This is a genomic window from Bradyrhizobium sp. SPXBL-02 (assembly GCF_051853065.1).
In the GTDB taxonomy this organism is placed as follows: Bacteria; Pseudomonadota; Alphaproteobacteria; order Rhizobiales; family Xanthobacteraceae; genus Bradyrhizobium.
Genome location: NZ_CP182474.1, coordinates 5,281,653 through 5,296,427, shown reverse-complemented (window position 1 = coordinate 5,296,427; position 14,775 = coordinate 5,281,653). Strand labels below are relative to the sequence as shown.

Below are 14,775 nucleotides of genomic sequence, written 5' to 3'. Positions count from 1 at the left end.
CTTTTTGGTCCGTCGTTGAGCTTAAGCGGCTCTTGCGTTGCTTGCGACCTGCTTCAGGCCGAAATCATAGTTGAGATGAAAATAGTCGCGCTCCACCATGCGACCATCCGGCGCACGGCCCGCGGAATGCCGGACGAATTCGCGGATCAGGCTGTCCTTGACGCCGAACACCACGTCGCTGTCGAGATATTGGTCGCCGGCAACGAAGACGTGCGTCACCAGTTGCTCGAAACCGGGCGCTGAGATCATGAAGTGCACGTGCGCCGGGCGCCAGGGATGGCGTCCCTGCACCTCCAGCATCTCGCCGACCGGTCCGTCATGCGGAATGGGGTAGGCGGCCGGCTTGATCGACCAAAAATGGAAGCGGCCGTTGGCGTCGGTGTGGAAGCGGGCTCGCATCGCGAGATCGCCGATCTTGTCGAGCTGCTGCACGTCGTAATAGCCGTCGTCGTCGGAATGCCAGACGTCCACGATGGCGCCGGCCAGCGGCTGTCCGTCCACGGTCGAGACCGAGCCGGTGACCAGCATCGGATCGCCTTCCATCGACCCGGAGATGTCAGCGCCGCTGTCCTTCTCCGGCGCGGCCTGGACGAAAAACGGGCCGAGCACCGTGGTCTCGGTCGCGCCTTCCGGCACCGGATGGTTGATAGCGTCGACCAGCATGGAGACGCCGAGCGTGTCCGACAGCAGGATGAATTCCTGACGCTTGTCGGTGCACATGTGCCCGGTGCGGGTCAGGAAGTCGATGCCGTATTCCCATTCCTTCTGGGTCGGCCGCACCTCGCGGACGAACGCGTGAAGGTGACGCACCAGCGCCTCGCTGACCTGCTTGATGCGTGGATCGGTCGCGCCCGCGATCCGCTCCAGCACCGCGTCCGTGATCGTGTTCTCGTTGAAGTTACGCATGTCGGTCTCCGTTGATCACAGCTTCGGCTCGCCGAGGCCGGACAGCCGCTCGAGATGCTTGACGGTCGCAATGAAGTCGGTGTCGCCGTCGCCTTGGGCGACCAGCGAGCCATAGGTCTCGCGCACTTGCGCGGCGAGCTGCAGCGGCACGCCGACGGCGTGGCCGGCGCCCAGGATCAGATCGAGATCCTTGGCCATCTGCTTGCAGGAGAAGGTGGACTCGAAGTCGCGGGTCCGCAGCGGCGCGGTCTTGTACTTCACCATGGGGGAGGCCACCGCGCTGTCGTCGAGCACCTTCAAAATGTCCTGCCAGGCGATGCCGCCCTTGCGCGCCAGCGCCAGGCTCTCCGCCATCATCGCCGCCGACACGGCGATCATCAGATTGACCGAGAGTTTTGCGTAGCGCGCTTCCTCGGCGGGGCCGAGATAGGTCTGGGCGCGGGTGAAGGCTGCGAACAGCGGCTTTGCGCGCTCGAACGCGTCCGTCGGTCCCGACACGAAACAGGTCAGCGCGCCGGTGTGAACGATGCTGGCATTGCCGGACACCGGCGAGCGCAGATAGGCAATGTCGCCGCGCGCCTGCGCGGCGGCCGCAACCTCAGCCGAGGCTGCGACGCTGACGGTGCTGGTTTCGATCAAGACGGCACCGGGGGCCATCGCGGCGATCAGGCCGGCGGGGCCGAGCAACGCGCCGCGCAAAGCGGCGTCGTCGGGCAGGGAGGTGATCACGGCGGCCTTGCCGCTCACGGCCTCGGCCGGCGAGGCGGCGATCGCAATGCCCTGCGCGCGTGCCTCGCTGATCCGCGCCGCGCTCTGGTCGAACCCGGTGACGGTGTAGCCGGCCTTGGCGACGAGCACCGACATCGGCAGGCCCATCTTGCCGATCCCGATGAAAGCAACTGTTTTAAGAGCGTCAGTCATTGTTCTTGTCCATTGGCGCTTTCAGGCGGCGCGTCCCTGTCGTTCGATGTCTTGCACCAGCCGCCGGCCGGATTGCGCCAGCAGCTCCTTCTTCGTCTCGAGTCCCCCGACCAGCAGCCGGCCGTTGCGTTTCTTCCAGGCGCCGGCGATCATGACGGACTCGATGTTGGCGAGGCTCGTCTGCATCACGACGGTCGCGACGGGATCGTGCACCGGATGGAGATTGAGATCGGAGGAGTTGATGATCACGAGGTCGGCGCGCTTGCCCGGCGTCAGCGATCCGATCTGGTGCTCGCGGCCGAGCATGCGGGCGCCTTCCGTCGTGATCCAGCGCAGCGCTTCCCGGATCGGAATCGTGGTCGTTGCCGGGATGGTGCCGCTGGTCTTGCGCGACTCGGCATTGTCGAGCGCCCGCTGCATCGACAGCGCAACGCGCGCGGCGGAGAGCAGATCGCCCGCCAGCACGGATTCCAGATCAATGCCGATGGTCGGCCGCACGCCGCGCTTCAGAAGGCGTCCGGTGATCGGAAAGCCATGGCCCTGGATCATCTCGTTCTCGGGCGTGACCGAGAAGGACACACCGAGATCGACGAGACGATCGAGCAGATCATCCGGCAGATCGTTGCCATGGACGATATTGACGCCGGGGCCGACGAGGCCGGCCTCGAGCAGCTTCTCCCAGCCGCCAGGCGTCTTGGCTGGACCGCCGCCCTGATGCATCGAGGCGATCAGGTTCAGCTCCCGCGCCAGGCGGAAATCGTGCATGGCGACGTCGAGCGTCGAATAGTGGGGACCGAGAATGGCGAGCCCGAGCGTGACGAGGCCGTCGCGGTCGGCGAGGGGGCCCGCCAGCAGCCGCTCGACCTCGCGGCGCGGATGCGGCACTTCCGAGAAATGCGGCTCGCCCGGCTTCGGCTCCGGTTTCGGCGAGCCATGGAAGAACGCGGCGCGGATGCCGCTTTCGATCAGGCCGCGCACGGCGGCGTCAGTGTGATCGGGCGTCGGGTTGTTGTGGCACCAGTCGACCAGCGTGGTGACGCCGTGGTTGATCTGGTTCAGCGCGCCGACGAGGGTTGCGATGTAGATGTCGTCGGGCCGGAACACGGTCGCGAGGCCCGCATGCATGCGGCGGAAATATTCCAGCAGCGTCCAGTTGGCGGCAAAGCCGCGCAAGCCCGTCTGCCAGGTGTGCATATGCGCGTTGATCAGGCCTGGAATGACGATGCGGCCCGCGCCGTCGACGACCTCGGTGTCGGCTCCAACGTCGATCGACGGGCGCACATCGGCAATCCGATTGCCCTCGACCAGCACATCGCCGGTCAGGAGATCGCCGATCGCGTCATCCATGCTGATGACAATGGCCGATCTGATCAGCGTGCGCCGCATTGCCTTACGCCGCCGCTTTGACGGCGCTTGGCGGCTCGCCGGCGAAGGCGCGCGCAATCAAGTCGCGAATGGCGCCACGCTCGAGCGGGCGCGGGTTCCAATAGGCGTTGGTGACGGCGAGATCGGCGGCCCTGTCGATTCCGCTCTCGGGCATGCCGACATCGCGTAGCGCCAGCTTCGCACCAAGCCCCTTGGCGAGATCGTAAAGTCCCTGCGATGCATCGGCCGCACCGATCGCCCGCGAGATGCGCGCCATCGCATCGGGCACGGCCGGGGCGTTGTAGGCCAGCGCGTGCGGGAGCACGATGGTATGCGTTTCGGCGTGCGGCAGGTCGAACGTGCCGCCGAGCGTGTGGCAGAGCTTGTGATGCAGTGCCATGCCGACCGTGCCGAGACAGACACCGCACAGCCAGGCGCCATAAAGGGCTTCGGTGCGGGCCTCGCGGTCGTCGCTTTTGGCGGCAATGGCGGGCAGGGCATGCGCCAACGCGCGGATGCCTTCTTCCGCCATCAGCGACGTCACGGGATTGGCATCGCGCGCGTAGAGCGCCTCGACCGCATGCGCGATCGCATTGATGCCGGATGTTGCGGCGAGACCCGCCGGCAGCGTCAGCGTCAAGTCGACGTCGTAGATCACGGTCTCCGGCAGCACGGCCGCATCGCGCACCGTGGTCTTCAGCCCGTTCTCGGTCTGGCCGACGATCGGCGTCATCTCCGAGCCGGCATAGGTGGTGGGGATGCAGAGCTGGTTCACACCGGTGCGCAAGGCCAGCGCCTTGCCTAGTCCGGTGGTCGAGCCGCCGCCGAGCGAGACGACGCAATCGGCCTCGCATGCCTTCATCGCCGCGAGCGCGCGTTCCGTGACCTCGACCGGCGTGTGCATGGTGGCGCCGGGAAAGATGCCGGCATAGAGCGGACCGAGCGCGGCCCCCAAGCTCTTGCCCTGCGCCTCCTGCTGCGGCGTCGTCAGCACCAGCGCACGCTCGCCGCCGAGCCGCTCGACCTCGGCCTTGGCGTTAGCCAACGTTCCGCTGCCGAACACAACGCGGCAAGGCAGGTTTTCGAAGGTGAACGAACCGATCATGCGCCGGTCTCTTTGATGGGATAATCGACCTGGAAGCGCCCGATCCGCAAGTCGCCCAGCGCCTCGCGCACCCGCAGATGTTCCGGGTGGTTGGCGTAGGCGGCCAGCGCCGCCTGGTCGGTGAATTCGGAGAACAGCACGACGTCGCAGGCGTAATCGACCGCGCTGACGTCCATGCCGACTTCGATATGGGTGAGGCCGTCGATCCGGCCCTTGAGGCCCTCGAACAGGGTCTTGACCTTGAGCCGGGCGGCGGAGCGCTCCTCGGGGCTCTCCCCGCGCAGCCGCCACATCACGATGTGCCTGATCGGGCCCGACATTTCCTGATTTCCTCGCCTGCAATGGTACTTTGTTGGTGCCATTTTGCCTTGCAGAAAACGGAAATAAAGGTCAAAATTTGTAAGTCTCTTTTCCTGTTTTCGCAAAAATGGACCGGCTGCTCCAACTCGAGGTCTTCTCCAAAACCGCTGAGCTCGGCAGCCTTTCCAAGGCCGCCGAAATCCTGCGGATGTCGAACGCGGCCGCGAGCCGCCATCTCAGTGCGCTGGAGGAGCGGCTGGCGGTCCGGCTGATCGAGCGCAACACGCGCCGGCAATGGTTGACCGAAGCCGGGCAGGAGCTCTTGCAACGTTGCAGCACGCTCCTGAACGAGCTCGCCGAAGCCGAGGACGCCGTCTCCGACCGCGCGTTGTCGCCGAAGGGCATACTGCGCGTGACGTCTTCGCTGTCCTTCGCGATGATCTATCTCGCGCCGATGCTGCCCGCCTTCCGCGCGCTCTATCCTGATCTCAGCGTGCAGATCATCAGCGCAAACCGCTATCTGGACTTCATCGAGGCCGGCATCGACGTCGCGATCCGGACCCGGGAGCACGAGCCGGATTCCAACATCATCGTCCGCCGCATCGGCCAGATGCACCGCGTGCTTGCGGCGGCTCCGTCCTATCTGGAGAAGCACGGCCGGCCCGAGCATCCCGCCGATCTCGCCCGTCACAACATGCTGATCTACAACCTCGCCAATGATCCCTACTCGCTGCGGTTGAGCCAGGGCAGCACGACGCAGACGATCCGGATCGCGCCGACGCTCGACAGCAATGACGGCCAGATCATCTGCGGTGCAGCGCGCGCCGGGCTCGGCATCCTGATCCAGCCGCTCTATATCGTGCAGGGCGATATTGCGGCCGGCCGGCTGGTGCCTGTCCTGAGGGATTGGCAGCTGCCGTTGCTCACCATGAACATCGCCTATCAAAATCGGGTCAGGCTGCCCGCCAAGATCAGGGTGTTCTCCGATTTCCTCGTGAGCTACATCCGGGAGCATTCGGAGCCGGGGATCTGGATCGACGCGGCGAAGTGAGCGGGAAGCATTCATGTATCTCGGCATCGATCTCGGCACGTCGGCGGTCAAGACGGTTCTCGTCGACGATGCCCAGCGCGTGATTGCAAGCGAGAGCCGGGCGCTCGTGACCGTCTCGCCGCGATCGGGCTATTCCGAGCAGGATCCGGCGCAGTGGATCGATGCGACCTTTGCCACGCTGGATGCCCTCAAGGCGTCGCACGCCGATGCGTTGGCGGTGGTCGCAGGCATTGGACTGTCCGGCCAGATGCATGGCGCCACGCTGCTCGATAAGAGCTTGAGGCCGCTGCGGCCCTGCATCCTCTGGAACGACGGACGATCGGCCAGTGAGTGCCGTATCCTGGAGCAACGCTGGCCCGCCTTGCGCGCGGTGACGGGCAACAAGGCGATGCCGGGCTTCACCGCGCCAAAACTGCTCTGGATCGCCGCGCACGAGCCCGAGATCTTCGCGGCGACGAAACTCGTTCTGCTGCCAAAGGCCTATCTGCGCCTGGTGCTGTCGGGCGAGGCCGTCGAGGATGTCTCGGATGCTTCGGGATCGCTGTGGCTCGACGCGGCGCGCCGCGATTGGTCGGACGCAGCACTGGAAGCGACCGGCTTGTCACGCGCGCACATGCCGCGCCTGGTCGAGGGATGCGAGCCCGCAACCACGCTGCGCAGCGAGCTCGCGCGGCGCTGGGGCATGGTCAGGCAGCCGGTGATCGCGGGCGGGGCCGGCGACAATCCGGCGGGCGCCGTGGGCATCGGCGCAGTCCGGCCGGGAGCCGCATTCGTGTCGCTGGGAACCTCGGGGGCCCTCATGGCCCCGACCGACAGGATCGCCGCCAATCCCGATCGCGTCGTGCACACGTTCTGCCACGCCATTCCCGGCATGTGGATTCAGGCCGGCGCGATCCTCTCGGCCGCCTCCTGCCTCGCCTGGCTCGCGCGCCTGTTCGGCGCCACCGAGGCGGAACTGCTGGCGCCGCTTGGAGCGCGACCGCGGGCACCGTCGCCCGTGAGCTTCCTGCCTTATCTCGCCGGCGAGCGGACGCCGCACGACGATCCCGTCGTGCGCGGCATGCTGGATGGACTCAGTCATGGCACCGATCGCGCGGCGATCGTGCAGGCGGTGCTCGAAGGCGTTGCCTTCGCGCTTGCCGATTGCCGCGATGCGCTCGCCGGTGCCGGTATTGAGATTGCGGAAGCAGATGTGATCGGCGGTGGTTCGCGCTCGGCCTTCTGGCTCTCGGTGCTGGCGAATGTGCTCAATGTTCCAGTCCATCGCTTTGCCGGAGGTGAGACCGGCGCCGCGTTCGGTGCGGCGAGATTGGGGCGGCTTGCTGTCACGGGTGAGGCAATCGGTGACGTATGCATGCGGCCGCAGCGCATCGAAACATTCGAGCCCGACGCTGCACTGGTCGATGCCTACGCCGAACGGCTTCCCGCCTGGCGCGAACTGTATCGGCCGCGCCACTAGCTGGCCCAATCTGGTTTGCATACTTCGGTATACTCGCCTTCGGTATTGCCCTGCGTCACCGCTTTTGTTTAATGACCAAACCGCGTTGCCGAGAAACGAGACGCGGGTGGGAAACGCATTGTGCGCCGGGAGGCACGATGAACGATCCGATCCTCGAGATGCGCGGGGTCTCAAAGACCTTCTTCGGCATCAAGGCGCTGCGGGCCGTCGATCTCACCGTCTATCCCGGCGAAATTCACGCCCTGATGGGTGAGAACGGCGCCGGCAAGTCGACGCTGATGAAGATCCTGTCCGGCGCCTACCGGCCCGATCCGGGCGGCGAGATCCGCATCGAGGGCAGGGTGGTGCGGATCGAAGGCCCGCTCGGCGGCCGCGCGGCGGGCATCTCCATCATCTACCAGGAGCTGTCGCTCGCTCCCAATCTCAGCGTTGCCGAGAACATCTATCTGGGCCGGGAGATGTCGCGCTCGGGCTTGCTGGCGCGCGGCGCCATGCGCGAGGGCGTCGGCCCGATCCTGAAACGACTGGGCGCCGACTTCCTGCCCTCGACGCTGGTGGCGCATCTGTCCATGGGCCAGCGGCAGCTGGTCGAGATCGCGCGTGCGCTGCATGTCAGATCAAAGATTCTCATCATGGACGAGCCGACCACCTCCTTGTCGGCCGCCGAAAGCGAGCGGCTGTTCGCGCTGATCCGCCAGCTTCGCGCCGAGGGGCTTGCCATCATCTACATCTCGCATCGGATGGACGAGGTCTACGCGCTCGGCGATCGGGTCACCGTGCTGCGCGACGGCCGCTTGGTCGGCTCGCTCGACAAGCCCGAAATTCGCGCCGACACCATCGTGCGACTGATGGTCGGTCGCGACGTCTCCTCGTTCTACAAGAAGGACCATGATCCGGAGGCGGGGCGGGGGCATCCCGTGCTCGCGGCGATCGACATGGCCGATGGCCAGCGCGTCAAGGGCTGCTCGCTCACCGTGCATGCGGGTGAGGTGGTCGGCCTCGCCGGCCTGATCGGCGCCGGCCGCACCGAGCTTGCCCATCTCATCATCGGTGCGTCGCCGAAAACCTCGGGCCGGCTCGAGCTGGAGGGGCGTCCGGTCGATATCCGCACGCCGGGCGAGGCGCTCGAGGCCGGTATCGCCTATCTCACGGAAGACAGGAAGGCGCTCGGCCTGTTTCTCGACATGTCGTGTCTGGACAACATCAACCTCGCCGTGCTCGGCCGCGATGCGAAGCTCGGCTGGTTTCTTGATCGCGACAAGGCACGCGAGCGCGCCGACCGCGCCTTTGCGGGCCTCAGCATTCGCGCCACCAATGCCGGCGTTCCCGCCGGCGGCCTGTCAGGCGGCAACCAGCAGAAGGTGCTGCTGTCGCGGCTACTCGCCATCGCACCGAAGGTCCTGATTCTCGACGAGCCGACGCGCGGCGTCGATGTCGGTGCCAAGTCTGAAATCTATTCGATCATCGACAATCTCGCCAAGGCCGGCACCGCGATCCTCGTCATCTCATCCGATCTGCCCGAGATCATCGGCATCTGCGACCGCGTCGTCGTGATGCGTGCGGGGCACATCGCCGGCGAGGTCACCCGCGGCCCGAATTCGCCGCTGGCGCAGGAAGACATCATGGGGCTAGCCACGGGGATGGAGCATCTCGATGCCTGACAATGGTGGTGTGGGGGCGAAGCCGGCATCGACCACGACCAACGGAGCTGCCGCAGAGACAAGGCGCCAGCGGATGCGGATGCTGATCAGTGCGCTCGGCATGTTGCCGGTGCTGCTGATCCTCTGCATCGGCTTCAACGTGCTGTCCGAAGGCCGCTTCTTCACCGGACAAAATCTCGGCATCGTATTGCAGCAGGCCGCTGTGAACACCGTGCTCGCCGCCGGCATGACCTTTGTCATCCTCACCGGCGGCATCGACCTATCGGTCGGCTCGATCCTGGCAGCTTCCGCGATGGCGGGATTGACGCTCTCCAAGCTGCCGGAGCTCGGGATGCTGTGGCTGCCGGCCGCGCTGCTCACCGGCCTCGGCTTCGGAATCGTCAACGGCGCGCTGATTGCGCTGCTTCGCCTGCCGCCTTTCATCGTCACGCTCGGCTCGCTCACCGCGGTGCGCGGCCTGGCGCGGCTGCTCGGGGCCGACACCACCGTGTTCAATCCCTCCATTCCCTATGCCTTCATCGGCAACGGCTCGCTGACGCTCGTTCCCGGCGTCGCGTCGATCCCGTGGCTCTCGGTGATCGCCTTGCTCGTCATTCTCGTCTCCTGGCTGGTGCTGCGTCGGACCGTGCTCGGAGTGCATATCTATGCAGTGGGCGGAAACGAGAGCGCGGCGCGGCTGGCCGGCATCAAGGTCTGGGCCGTCCTGATCTTCGTCTACGGCATATCCGGACTTTTCGCCGGGCTCGGCGGCGCCATGCAGGCGGCGCGCCTCTATGCGGCCAACGGCCTCCAGCTCGGCCAGTCCTATGAGCTCGATGCGATCACCGCCGTGATCCTCGGCGGCACCTCGTTCGTCGGCGGCATCGGCTCGATCTGGGGCACGCTGGTCGGCGCGCTGATCATCGCCGTGCTGTCCAACGGCCTCATCCTCATCGGCGTCTCCGACATCTGGCAATATGTGATCAAGGGCCTGGTGATCATCGGCGCCGTGGCGCTCGACCGCTACCGGCTGCAAGGCTCCGCGAGAACGTGAGAGGCCGGGCGCGCAACGATGTGCGCATGGCGTGATACGAAATTCCGATGCGGCAACTGGTCTGCCGCGCCGGGGACGAAGACAGACCAGGGAGGAAGTCCATGTTGAAGACGATCATGCTCGCCGGCGCCGCCATCGCGCTTGCCCTGACCACCGCACCATCCTTCGCCAAGGAGCTCAAGTCGATCGGCGTCTCGCTGGGATCGATGGGCAACCCGTTCTTCGTCGCGCTGTCGAAGGGCGCCGAGTTCGAGGCCAAGAAGACCAATCCCAACGTGAAGATCACGGCGGTCGGCTTCGAATACGACCTCGGCAAGCAGGTCACCCAGATCGACAATTTCATCGCCGCCGGCGTCGACCTGATCCTGCTCAATCCCGGCGATCCCAAGGCGATCGGGCCGGCCATCAAGAAGGCGCAAGCCGCGGGCATCGTCGTTGTCGCGGTCGACACCGCGGCTGAGGGTGCCGATGCCACCGTGACCACGAACAACGTGCAGGCCGGCGAGATCTCCTGCCAGTACATCGTCGACAAATTGGGCGGCAAGGGTGACGTCATCATCGAGAACGGGCCACAGGTCTCCGCCGTCATCGACCGTGTCGTCGGCTGCAAGAATGTCTTCTCGAAAAATCCCGGCATCAAGGTGTTGTCCAGCGACCAGGACGGCAAGGGCTCGCGCGAGGGCGGTCTCACCGTCGCGCAGGGCTATCTGACCCGCTTCCCCAAGATCGACGCCATCTTCGCTATCAACGATCCGCAGGCGATCGGCACCGACCTTGCGGCGCGCCAGCAGAACCGCAGCGGCATGATCATCACGGCGGTCGACGGCGCGCCCGATATCGAGGCCGCGCTGAAAGATCCGCAGTCGCCGCAGATCCAGGCTTCTGCTTCGCAGGACCCGTTCTTCATGGCGCGGCGCGCGGTGCAGGTCGGCGTCGGCATTCTCAACGGCCAGAAGCCGGCCTCGACCGTCGAGCTGCTGCCGTCAAAGCTCGTGACCAGGGACAACGTCGCCGAGTACAAGGGCTGGACCTCGGATCGCTCCCAGTAAGGCATCGTCCGCTGCTGGAGACGTTCGAAGCATGAGAGATGACGGGCGGCGGTTCGATCGCGCCGCCCGCCGCCGATACCCTGCGTGCTCACCGGTAGTACGCAGCGATGCCTGTGCTAGCTTTCCACGATCTCGATCGGTCGATTCGGAAAGCAGATCCGGTGAAATCCAGGACGTCAGGCACGGCGTGGCGGCATGCCAATATCGGCCGCCTGCTCAATAACGCGGTGCGGCGCTTCGAAGGCCGTGTGCTCGAATTGATGAGCGAGCGGGGCCACGACGAGACGCGCATCGCCCATGTCAGCCTCACGCGCAATCTCGACGTGGAGGGGACGCGGCTCACCGAGCTCGCCCGCCGCGCCTCCATGAGCAAGCAGGCAATGGGCGAGCTGGTCGATCAATGCGCCGAGCTCGGCCTCGTCGATCGCATCGCCGATCCGACCGACCGGCGCGCGCGCATCGTCATGTTCACGCCCACGGGGCGCAAATGGCTCGATGCGTTCCGCGATGCCGTCGACGTCGCCGAGCGGGAGATGCGCGCCGAGCTCGGCAAGGGCACGATGGACGCGATCCTGAAGGGGCTCGCGGCGTATGGCACGGAGTTCGATACGCTCGACGATCCCGATTAGTCAGGCAGCTTGACGAAATCGTCAGGTAACCTTACCATGCAAGATGATGCTGGCAGGGAGAAGCGTCTTGGAAACTCGTCTGACGGCCACGGTGCTCATCGTGGGCGGGGGCCCTTGTGGGCTGATGCTGGCGAACGAGCTCGGCCGCCGCGGGGTGTCCGCGATCCTGGTCGATGAAAAGCCGGGCACGGCCTTCAATCCGCAAGCCAATGCGACGCAGGCGCGCTCGATGGAGCACTATCGACGGCTGGGCTTTGCCGACGAGATCAGACGCGAAGGTCTGCCCGCGGACTACCCGACCGACGTTGCCTATTTCACGCGCTATACCGGTTACGAGCTGGCGCGGTTCGCGCTGCCGCCGGCGTCGCGGGCGGGCGAGCTGATCAAGGGCATGTCGGGCTCCTGGAGCGCGGCGGAGCTGCCGCATCGGGTCTCGCAGAAATATGTCGAGGCGGTGCTGCGCCGTCACGCCGAACGGCTCCCCGGCATCGAGCTCAACTACGGTCACCGGCTGATCGGCTACACCGAAAGCGCGAACGGTATCGTCGGCGAGGTCGAATGTCTCGACGATGGCAGCCGCTTCCGGATCGGCGCCGACTTCCTGGTCGGGGCGGACGGGCCGCGCTCCATGGTTCGCCAATCGCTCGGGATCGTCTATGGCGGCGAGACCGGGACGCAGCGCGATTTCATGGGCGGCCGCATGCTGGCGGTCTATCTCCGCTCGCCCGACTTCTACGCACGCGTCCCCCACGCGAAAGCGTGGATGTACAATTGCTTCAACGGCGACCGCCGCGCCTTCATGGCCTCGGTGAACGGCCGCGACGAGTTTGCGTTCCACACCCAGTTGCGGCCGGGCGAGGACGAAAGTGCGATCACGATCAACGAGGCCCAAGCCGCGTTCCAGCGCGCCTGCGGTGCGCCGATCGATTGCGAAGTTCTGTCCTTCCTGACCTGGACCGCCGGTCACGCACTGGTCGCGAACGGGATGCAGCGGGGCAGGGTCTTCCTCGGCGGCGACGCGGCGCATCTGTTCACGCCGACCGGCGGGCTCGGCTACAACACCGCGATCGAGGATGCGGTCAATCTCGGCTGGAAGCTCGCAAGCGTCGTCCAGGGCGTGAGCCCGGCGGCACTGCTCGGCAGCTACGAGGTCGAGCGGCGTCCGGTAGCGCTCCGCAACACCGATTATGCGCGGCGCTTCGCCGATTCGCTCGGCTTCTTCGCGCCGGCGCCGGAGATCGAGGATGCGACGGACGCCGGCCACGAAGCGCGGCGGATCGCGGGCGCCTATCTCGATCAGCACGCCCGCGCCGAGTTCAACATCCCCGGCGTCACCTTTGGCGGGCGCTACGACGGCTCGCCGATCATCGTCCCCGACGGCAGCGAGCCGCCGCCGGATGCCGCCAACGTCTACATTCCCACCGCCTGTCCCGGCGGCCGCGCACCGCATGCGTGGCTGGACGACGGCATGTCGCTGTATGACCTGTTCGGATTCGAATGGACGCTGCTTCAGTTTGGGGACGTGATGTCGGCCCATGGGTCATTCGCTGAGACGATCCGCGCGATCGGGGCCGATGTAAAGCTCGTCACGCTGCCCAGATCGTTGCGCGATCTCTACGAGGCGGATCTCGCCCTGATACGTCCCGACCAGATCGTGGCTTGGCGCGGCAACGCATCGCAGGCCGGGACGATCGCACGCGTGCTCGGCCGCGCACTCGCGCGCGGTGCACGCGAAGACGCCGGGCTAGCAAGCGGCAGCTAGCGCGCGGTGGAGGGATTGGTTCGCGCAGGCGAGGCGGCCGACGGAATTGCGCTCGCGAAGAGACTGGTCTTGGGTTGGACGCGCGATCCGTCGATCAGCTCGAGGCGACCGCAGCGGTTCAGGGTATGCAGCTTCCTGCCGGGCCATGCCGGTCCGGGCTTCAGAGCATGGCGGACGATCTGCTTGAATGCCGTCGGCGACAGTTCGACCACTTCCGCCAGGGCAAGCGCTGCGCCGTATCCGTCGGTACAGTCCTGGACCGGTCGCCACAGCTTGTTATCGAGTGTGACGAAGTTTCCTGCCGGCCGCGTGCTTGCACGGTCGATCAGGACGGGATTGCTGGCGTGGGGCAACCAGGGCCCCAAGAGTCGATCGGCGTGGTAGATCGCCAGCGAATCCGAATAGCCAGCCGTTCCGTCGCGCCAGGCGCCAAACAGATAATACAGGCCGTTGTGGCGCGTGATCGTGACGTCGGCCAGCTCGAGGCCGGAAAGGAGCGTTGCGTATCGCTCCCATTTGTCCGGAAACCGAACACATTTGTAGAGGGCGACGTCCCCGCGGATCGAGCTCTCCGGGATCATCCAGAGCTCGCCATCGTCCTCGATCACGAACGGATAGGAGAGGTGACAGGGCTCCTCGAGCACCGGCATCACCTCGCCGACTGGCCCCGCGTCGGCGAACTCGATCGCCGAGATGATGCCTTTTCCGACGCGGTGATCGAGATCCTCGAAGAAGACGAAGGTCCGGCCCTGCCAGGTGACGGGAAAGGGATCGGCATAGAAGTGGTTTCCAGGATCTCTCAGAACGTTCCAGCCTGGACCCGACAGGTCTCCGGTCTGCCAGACGCCCGCGCCGTCGTTGAAGCGCCATCCGATATGCCAATGCGGGGCATAGCAGCAGAGCCGATAGATCTCCTTGGCGATCGATACGGCAAGGCCGCGCGCGACGTAGCCAACCGCGCCGCGTCGCGAGCCAATTCCAGCGGGGTGCGGCAGCTGCGGCACGATGCGCGGCCTTCCCGACAGGATCGCCGCCAGCATGGTCAGAGTCCGCGCCATGATCGTTTCGAGCGCGCCGCTGAGGCCCGCGGCAATCTCTCCGGACGGATGGCCGCGATCGAGGACTGAGCCGTCGATCTCGTTGACGATCTCGATCACCGGCAGGTCGCCGGCGAGGATGGCGGCGAGCGCGGCATTTTCACCGGCGACGCCGTTGAACAGCGGCCGGAGATACAGCCGGGCAGGGCTGGCCGGATCGCGTGGGGCACTCGTGAAATCGACGATCACGTCGGCCGTGCCGACGCTGGCGCGTGCTGGTTCGGAGCCGATCGTCAGCCCGTCGGCGCCGCTGTGCTTGCCCTTGTGCAACACCAGGCGCTCGAGCTCGAACAGGGCATCGAGACCTGCCGGCCGCGGCTCCGCCGTTGCCGTCCATGCAACTTGCACCGGCACGTCCCGGCCGTCGACCGACAGTGTCCTGCGGTCCATCCAGCGTCGCGCGTACTCACGTTCACAGCGAAACTCGATGATCATGT

At 66.0% G+C, this 14,775-nt stretch carries 13 protein-coding genes; 7 read left to right on the top strand and 6 right to left on the bottom strand.

Annotated elements, in window-relative coordinates; all coding sequences use genetic code 11:
* Positions 1-21 precede the first annotated feature (21 nt).
* From ACNJYD_RS24895 to ACNJYD_RS24875, 5 genes are read right to left on the bottom strand one after another with little or no spacing between them, the layout of a single operon-like run.
* Positions 22-906, bottom strand: coding sequence for an intradiol ring-cleavage dioxygenase (locus tag ACNJYD_RS24895; RefSeq protein WP_439363627.1), 885 nt, complete (start codon positions 904-906; stop codon positions 22-24).
* Positions 907-921: 15 nt separating this feature from the next.
* On the bottom strand, positions 922-1,827 hold the full coding sequence (locus ACNJYD_RS24890; protein ID WP_439363626.1) for an NAD(P)-dependent oxidoreductase: 906 nt from the start codon (positions 1,825-1,827) through the stop codon (positions 922-924).
* A gap of 21 nt (positions 1,828-1,848) precedes the next feature.
* A complete protein-coding gene (locus ACNJYD_RS24885) occupies positions 1,849-3,213 on the bottom strand; it encodes an amidohydrolase family protein (protein ID WP_439363625.1) in 1,365 nt (454 codons plus the stop codon).
* Positions 3,214-3,217: 4 nt separating this feature from the next.
* Positions 3,218-4,297 (bottom strand): maleylacetate reductase, encoded by a 1,080-nt coding sequence (locus tag ACNJYD_RS24880; RefSeq protein WP_439363624.1) that lies wholly within the window; start codon positions 4,295-4,297, stop codon positions 3,218-3,220.
* Positions 4,294-4,617: a Dabb family protein gene (locus tag ACNJYD_RS24875; protein WP_036005173.1), complete on the bottom strand. Its 324-nt coding sequence runs from the start codon at positions 4,615-4,617 to the stop codon at positions 4,294-4,296. The genes ACNJYD_RS24880 and ACNJYD_RS24875 overlap by 4 nt, the downstream gene beginning before the upstream one ends.
* 107 nt (positions 4,618-4,724) lie before the next feature.
* On the opposite strand from ACNJYD_RS24875, the gene ACNJYD_RS24870 reads away from it, so the two are divergent.
* The 7 genes from ACNJYD_RS24870 to ACNJYD_RS24840 all read left to right on the top strand — a co-directional run bounded on the left by ACNJYD_RS24870 (position 4,725) and on the right by ACNJYD_RS24840 (position 13,241).
* The gene (locus ACNJYD_RS24870; protein WP_439363623.1) at positions 4,725-5,648 is read left to right on the top strand and encodes a LysR family transcriptional regulator; all 924 of its coding nucleotides are present in this window, start codon (positions 4,725-4,727) and stop codon (positions 5,646-5,648) included.
* Between the two features lie 13 nt (positions 5,649-5,661).
* The gene (xylB, locus tag ACNJYD_RS24865; RefSeq protein ID WP_439363622.1) at positions 5,662-7,107 is read left to right on the top strand and encodes a xylulokinase; all 1,446 of its coding nucleotides are present in this window, start codon (positions 5,662-5,664) and stop codon (positions 7,105-7,107) included.
* A 137-nt stretch (positions 7,108-7,244) separates the two neighbouring features.
* Positions 7,245-8,768: a sugar ABC transporter ATP-binding protein gene (locus tag ACNJYD_RS24860; protein WP_439363621.1), complete on the top strand. Its 1,524-nt coding sequence runs from the start codon at positions 7,245-7,247 to the stop codon at positions 8,766-8,768.
* Positions 8,761-9,801, top strand: coding sequence for an ABC transporter permease subunit (locus tag ACNJYD_RS24855; RefSeq protein WP_212256747.1), 1,041 nt, complete (start codon positions 8,761-8,763; stop codon positions 9,799-9,801). Before ACNJYD_RS24860 ends, ACNJYD_RS24855 begins: the two co-directional genes overlap by 8 nt.
* 101 nt (positions 9,802-9,902) lie before the next feature.
* Positions 9,903-10,850, top strand: coding sequence for an ABC transporter substrate-binding protein (locus ACNJYD_RS24850; RefSeq protein WP_212256746.1), 948 nt, complete (start codon positions 9,903-9,905; stop codon positions 10,848-10,850).
* Between the two features lie 161 nt (positions 10,851-11,011).
* Positions 11,012-11,479 carry a MarR family winged helix-turn-helix transcriptional regulator gene (locus ACNJYD_RS24845; RefSeq protein ID WP_212256745.1) on the top strand — a complete coding sequence of 156 codons (468 nt, stop codon included), beginning with the start codon at positions 11,012-11,014 and terminating at the stop codon, positions 11,477-11,479.
* Positions 11,480-11,525: 46 nt separating this feature from the next.
* Positions 11,526-13,241 carry an FAD-dependent oxidoreductase gene (locus ACNJYD_RS24840; protein WP_439363620.1) on the top strand — a complete coding sequence of 572 codons (1,716 nt, stop codon included), beginning with the start codon at positions 11,526-11,528 and terminating at the stop codon, positions 13,239-13,241.
* Here the strand turns inward: ACNJYD_RS24840 and ACNJYD_RS24835 are convergent.
* Positions 13,238-14,773 (bottom strand): glucosamine inositolphosphorylceramide transferase family protein, encoded by a 1,536-nt coding sequence (locus ACNJYD_RS24835; RefSeq protein ID WP_439363619.1) that lies wholly within the window; start codon positions 14,771-14,773, stop codon positions 13,238-13,240. The genes ACNJYD_RS24840 and ACNJYD_RS24835 overlap by 4 nt on opposite strands.
* Positions 14,774-14,775 lie beyond the last annotated feature (2 nt).

Coding starts and splice junctions, on each gene's coding strand:
- ACNJYD_RS24895 (WP_439363627.1), bottom strand. CDS start 906: ATGCGTAACTTCAACGAGAACACGATCACGGACGCGGTGCTGGAGCGG.
- ACNJYD_RS24890 (WP_439363626.1), bottom strand. CDS start 1,827: ATGACTGACGCTCTTAAAACAGTTGCTTTCATCGGGATCGGCAAGATG.
- ACNJYD_RS24885 (WP_439363625.1), bottom strand. CDS start 3,213: ATGCGGCGCACGCTGATCAGATCGGCCATTGTCATCAGCATGGATGAC.
- ACNJYD_RS24880 (WP_439363624.1), bottom strand. CDS start 4,297: ATGATCGGTTCGTTCACCTTCGAAAACCTGCCTTGCCGCGTTGTGTTC.
- ACNJYD_RS24875 (WP_036005173.1), bottom strand. CDS start 4,617: ATGTCGGGCCCGATCAGGCACATCGTGATGTGGCGGCTGCGCGGGGAG.
- ACNJYD_RS24870 (WP_439363623.1), top strand. CDS start 4,725: ATGGACCGGCTGCTCCAACTCGAGGTCTTCTCCAAAACCGCTGAGCTC.
- xylB (WP_439363622.1), top strand. CDS start 5,662: ATGTATCTCGGCATCGATCTCGGCACGTCGGCGGTCAAGACGGTTCTC.
- ACNJYD_RS24860 (WP_439363621.1), top strand. CDS start 7,245: ATGAACGATCCGATCCTCGAGATGCGCGGGGTCTCAAAGACCTTCTTC.
- ACNJYD_RS24855 (WP_212256747.1), top strand. CDS start 8,761: ATGCCTGACAATGGTGGTGTGGGGGCGAAGCCGGCATCGACCACGACC.
- ACNJYD_RS24850 (WP_212256746.1), top strand. CDS start 9,903: ATGTTGAAGACGATCATGCTCGCCGGCGCCGCCATCGCGCTTGCCCTG.
- ACNJYD_RS24840 (WP_439363620.1), top strand. CDS start 11,526: ATGCTGGCAGGGAGAAGCGTCTTGGAAACTCGTCTGACGGCCACGGTG.
- ACNJYD_RS24835 (WP_439363619.1), bottom strand. CDS start 14,773: ATGATCATCGAGTTTCGCTGTGAACGTGAGTACGCGCGACGCTGGATG.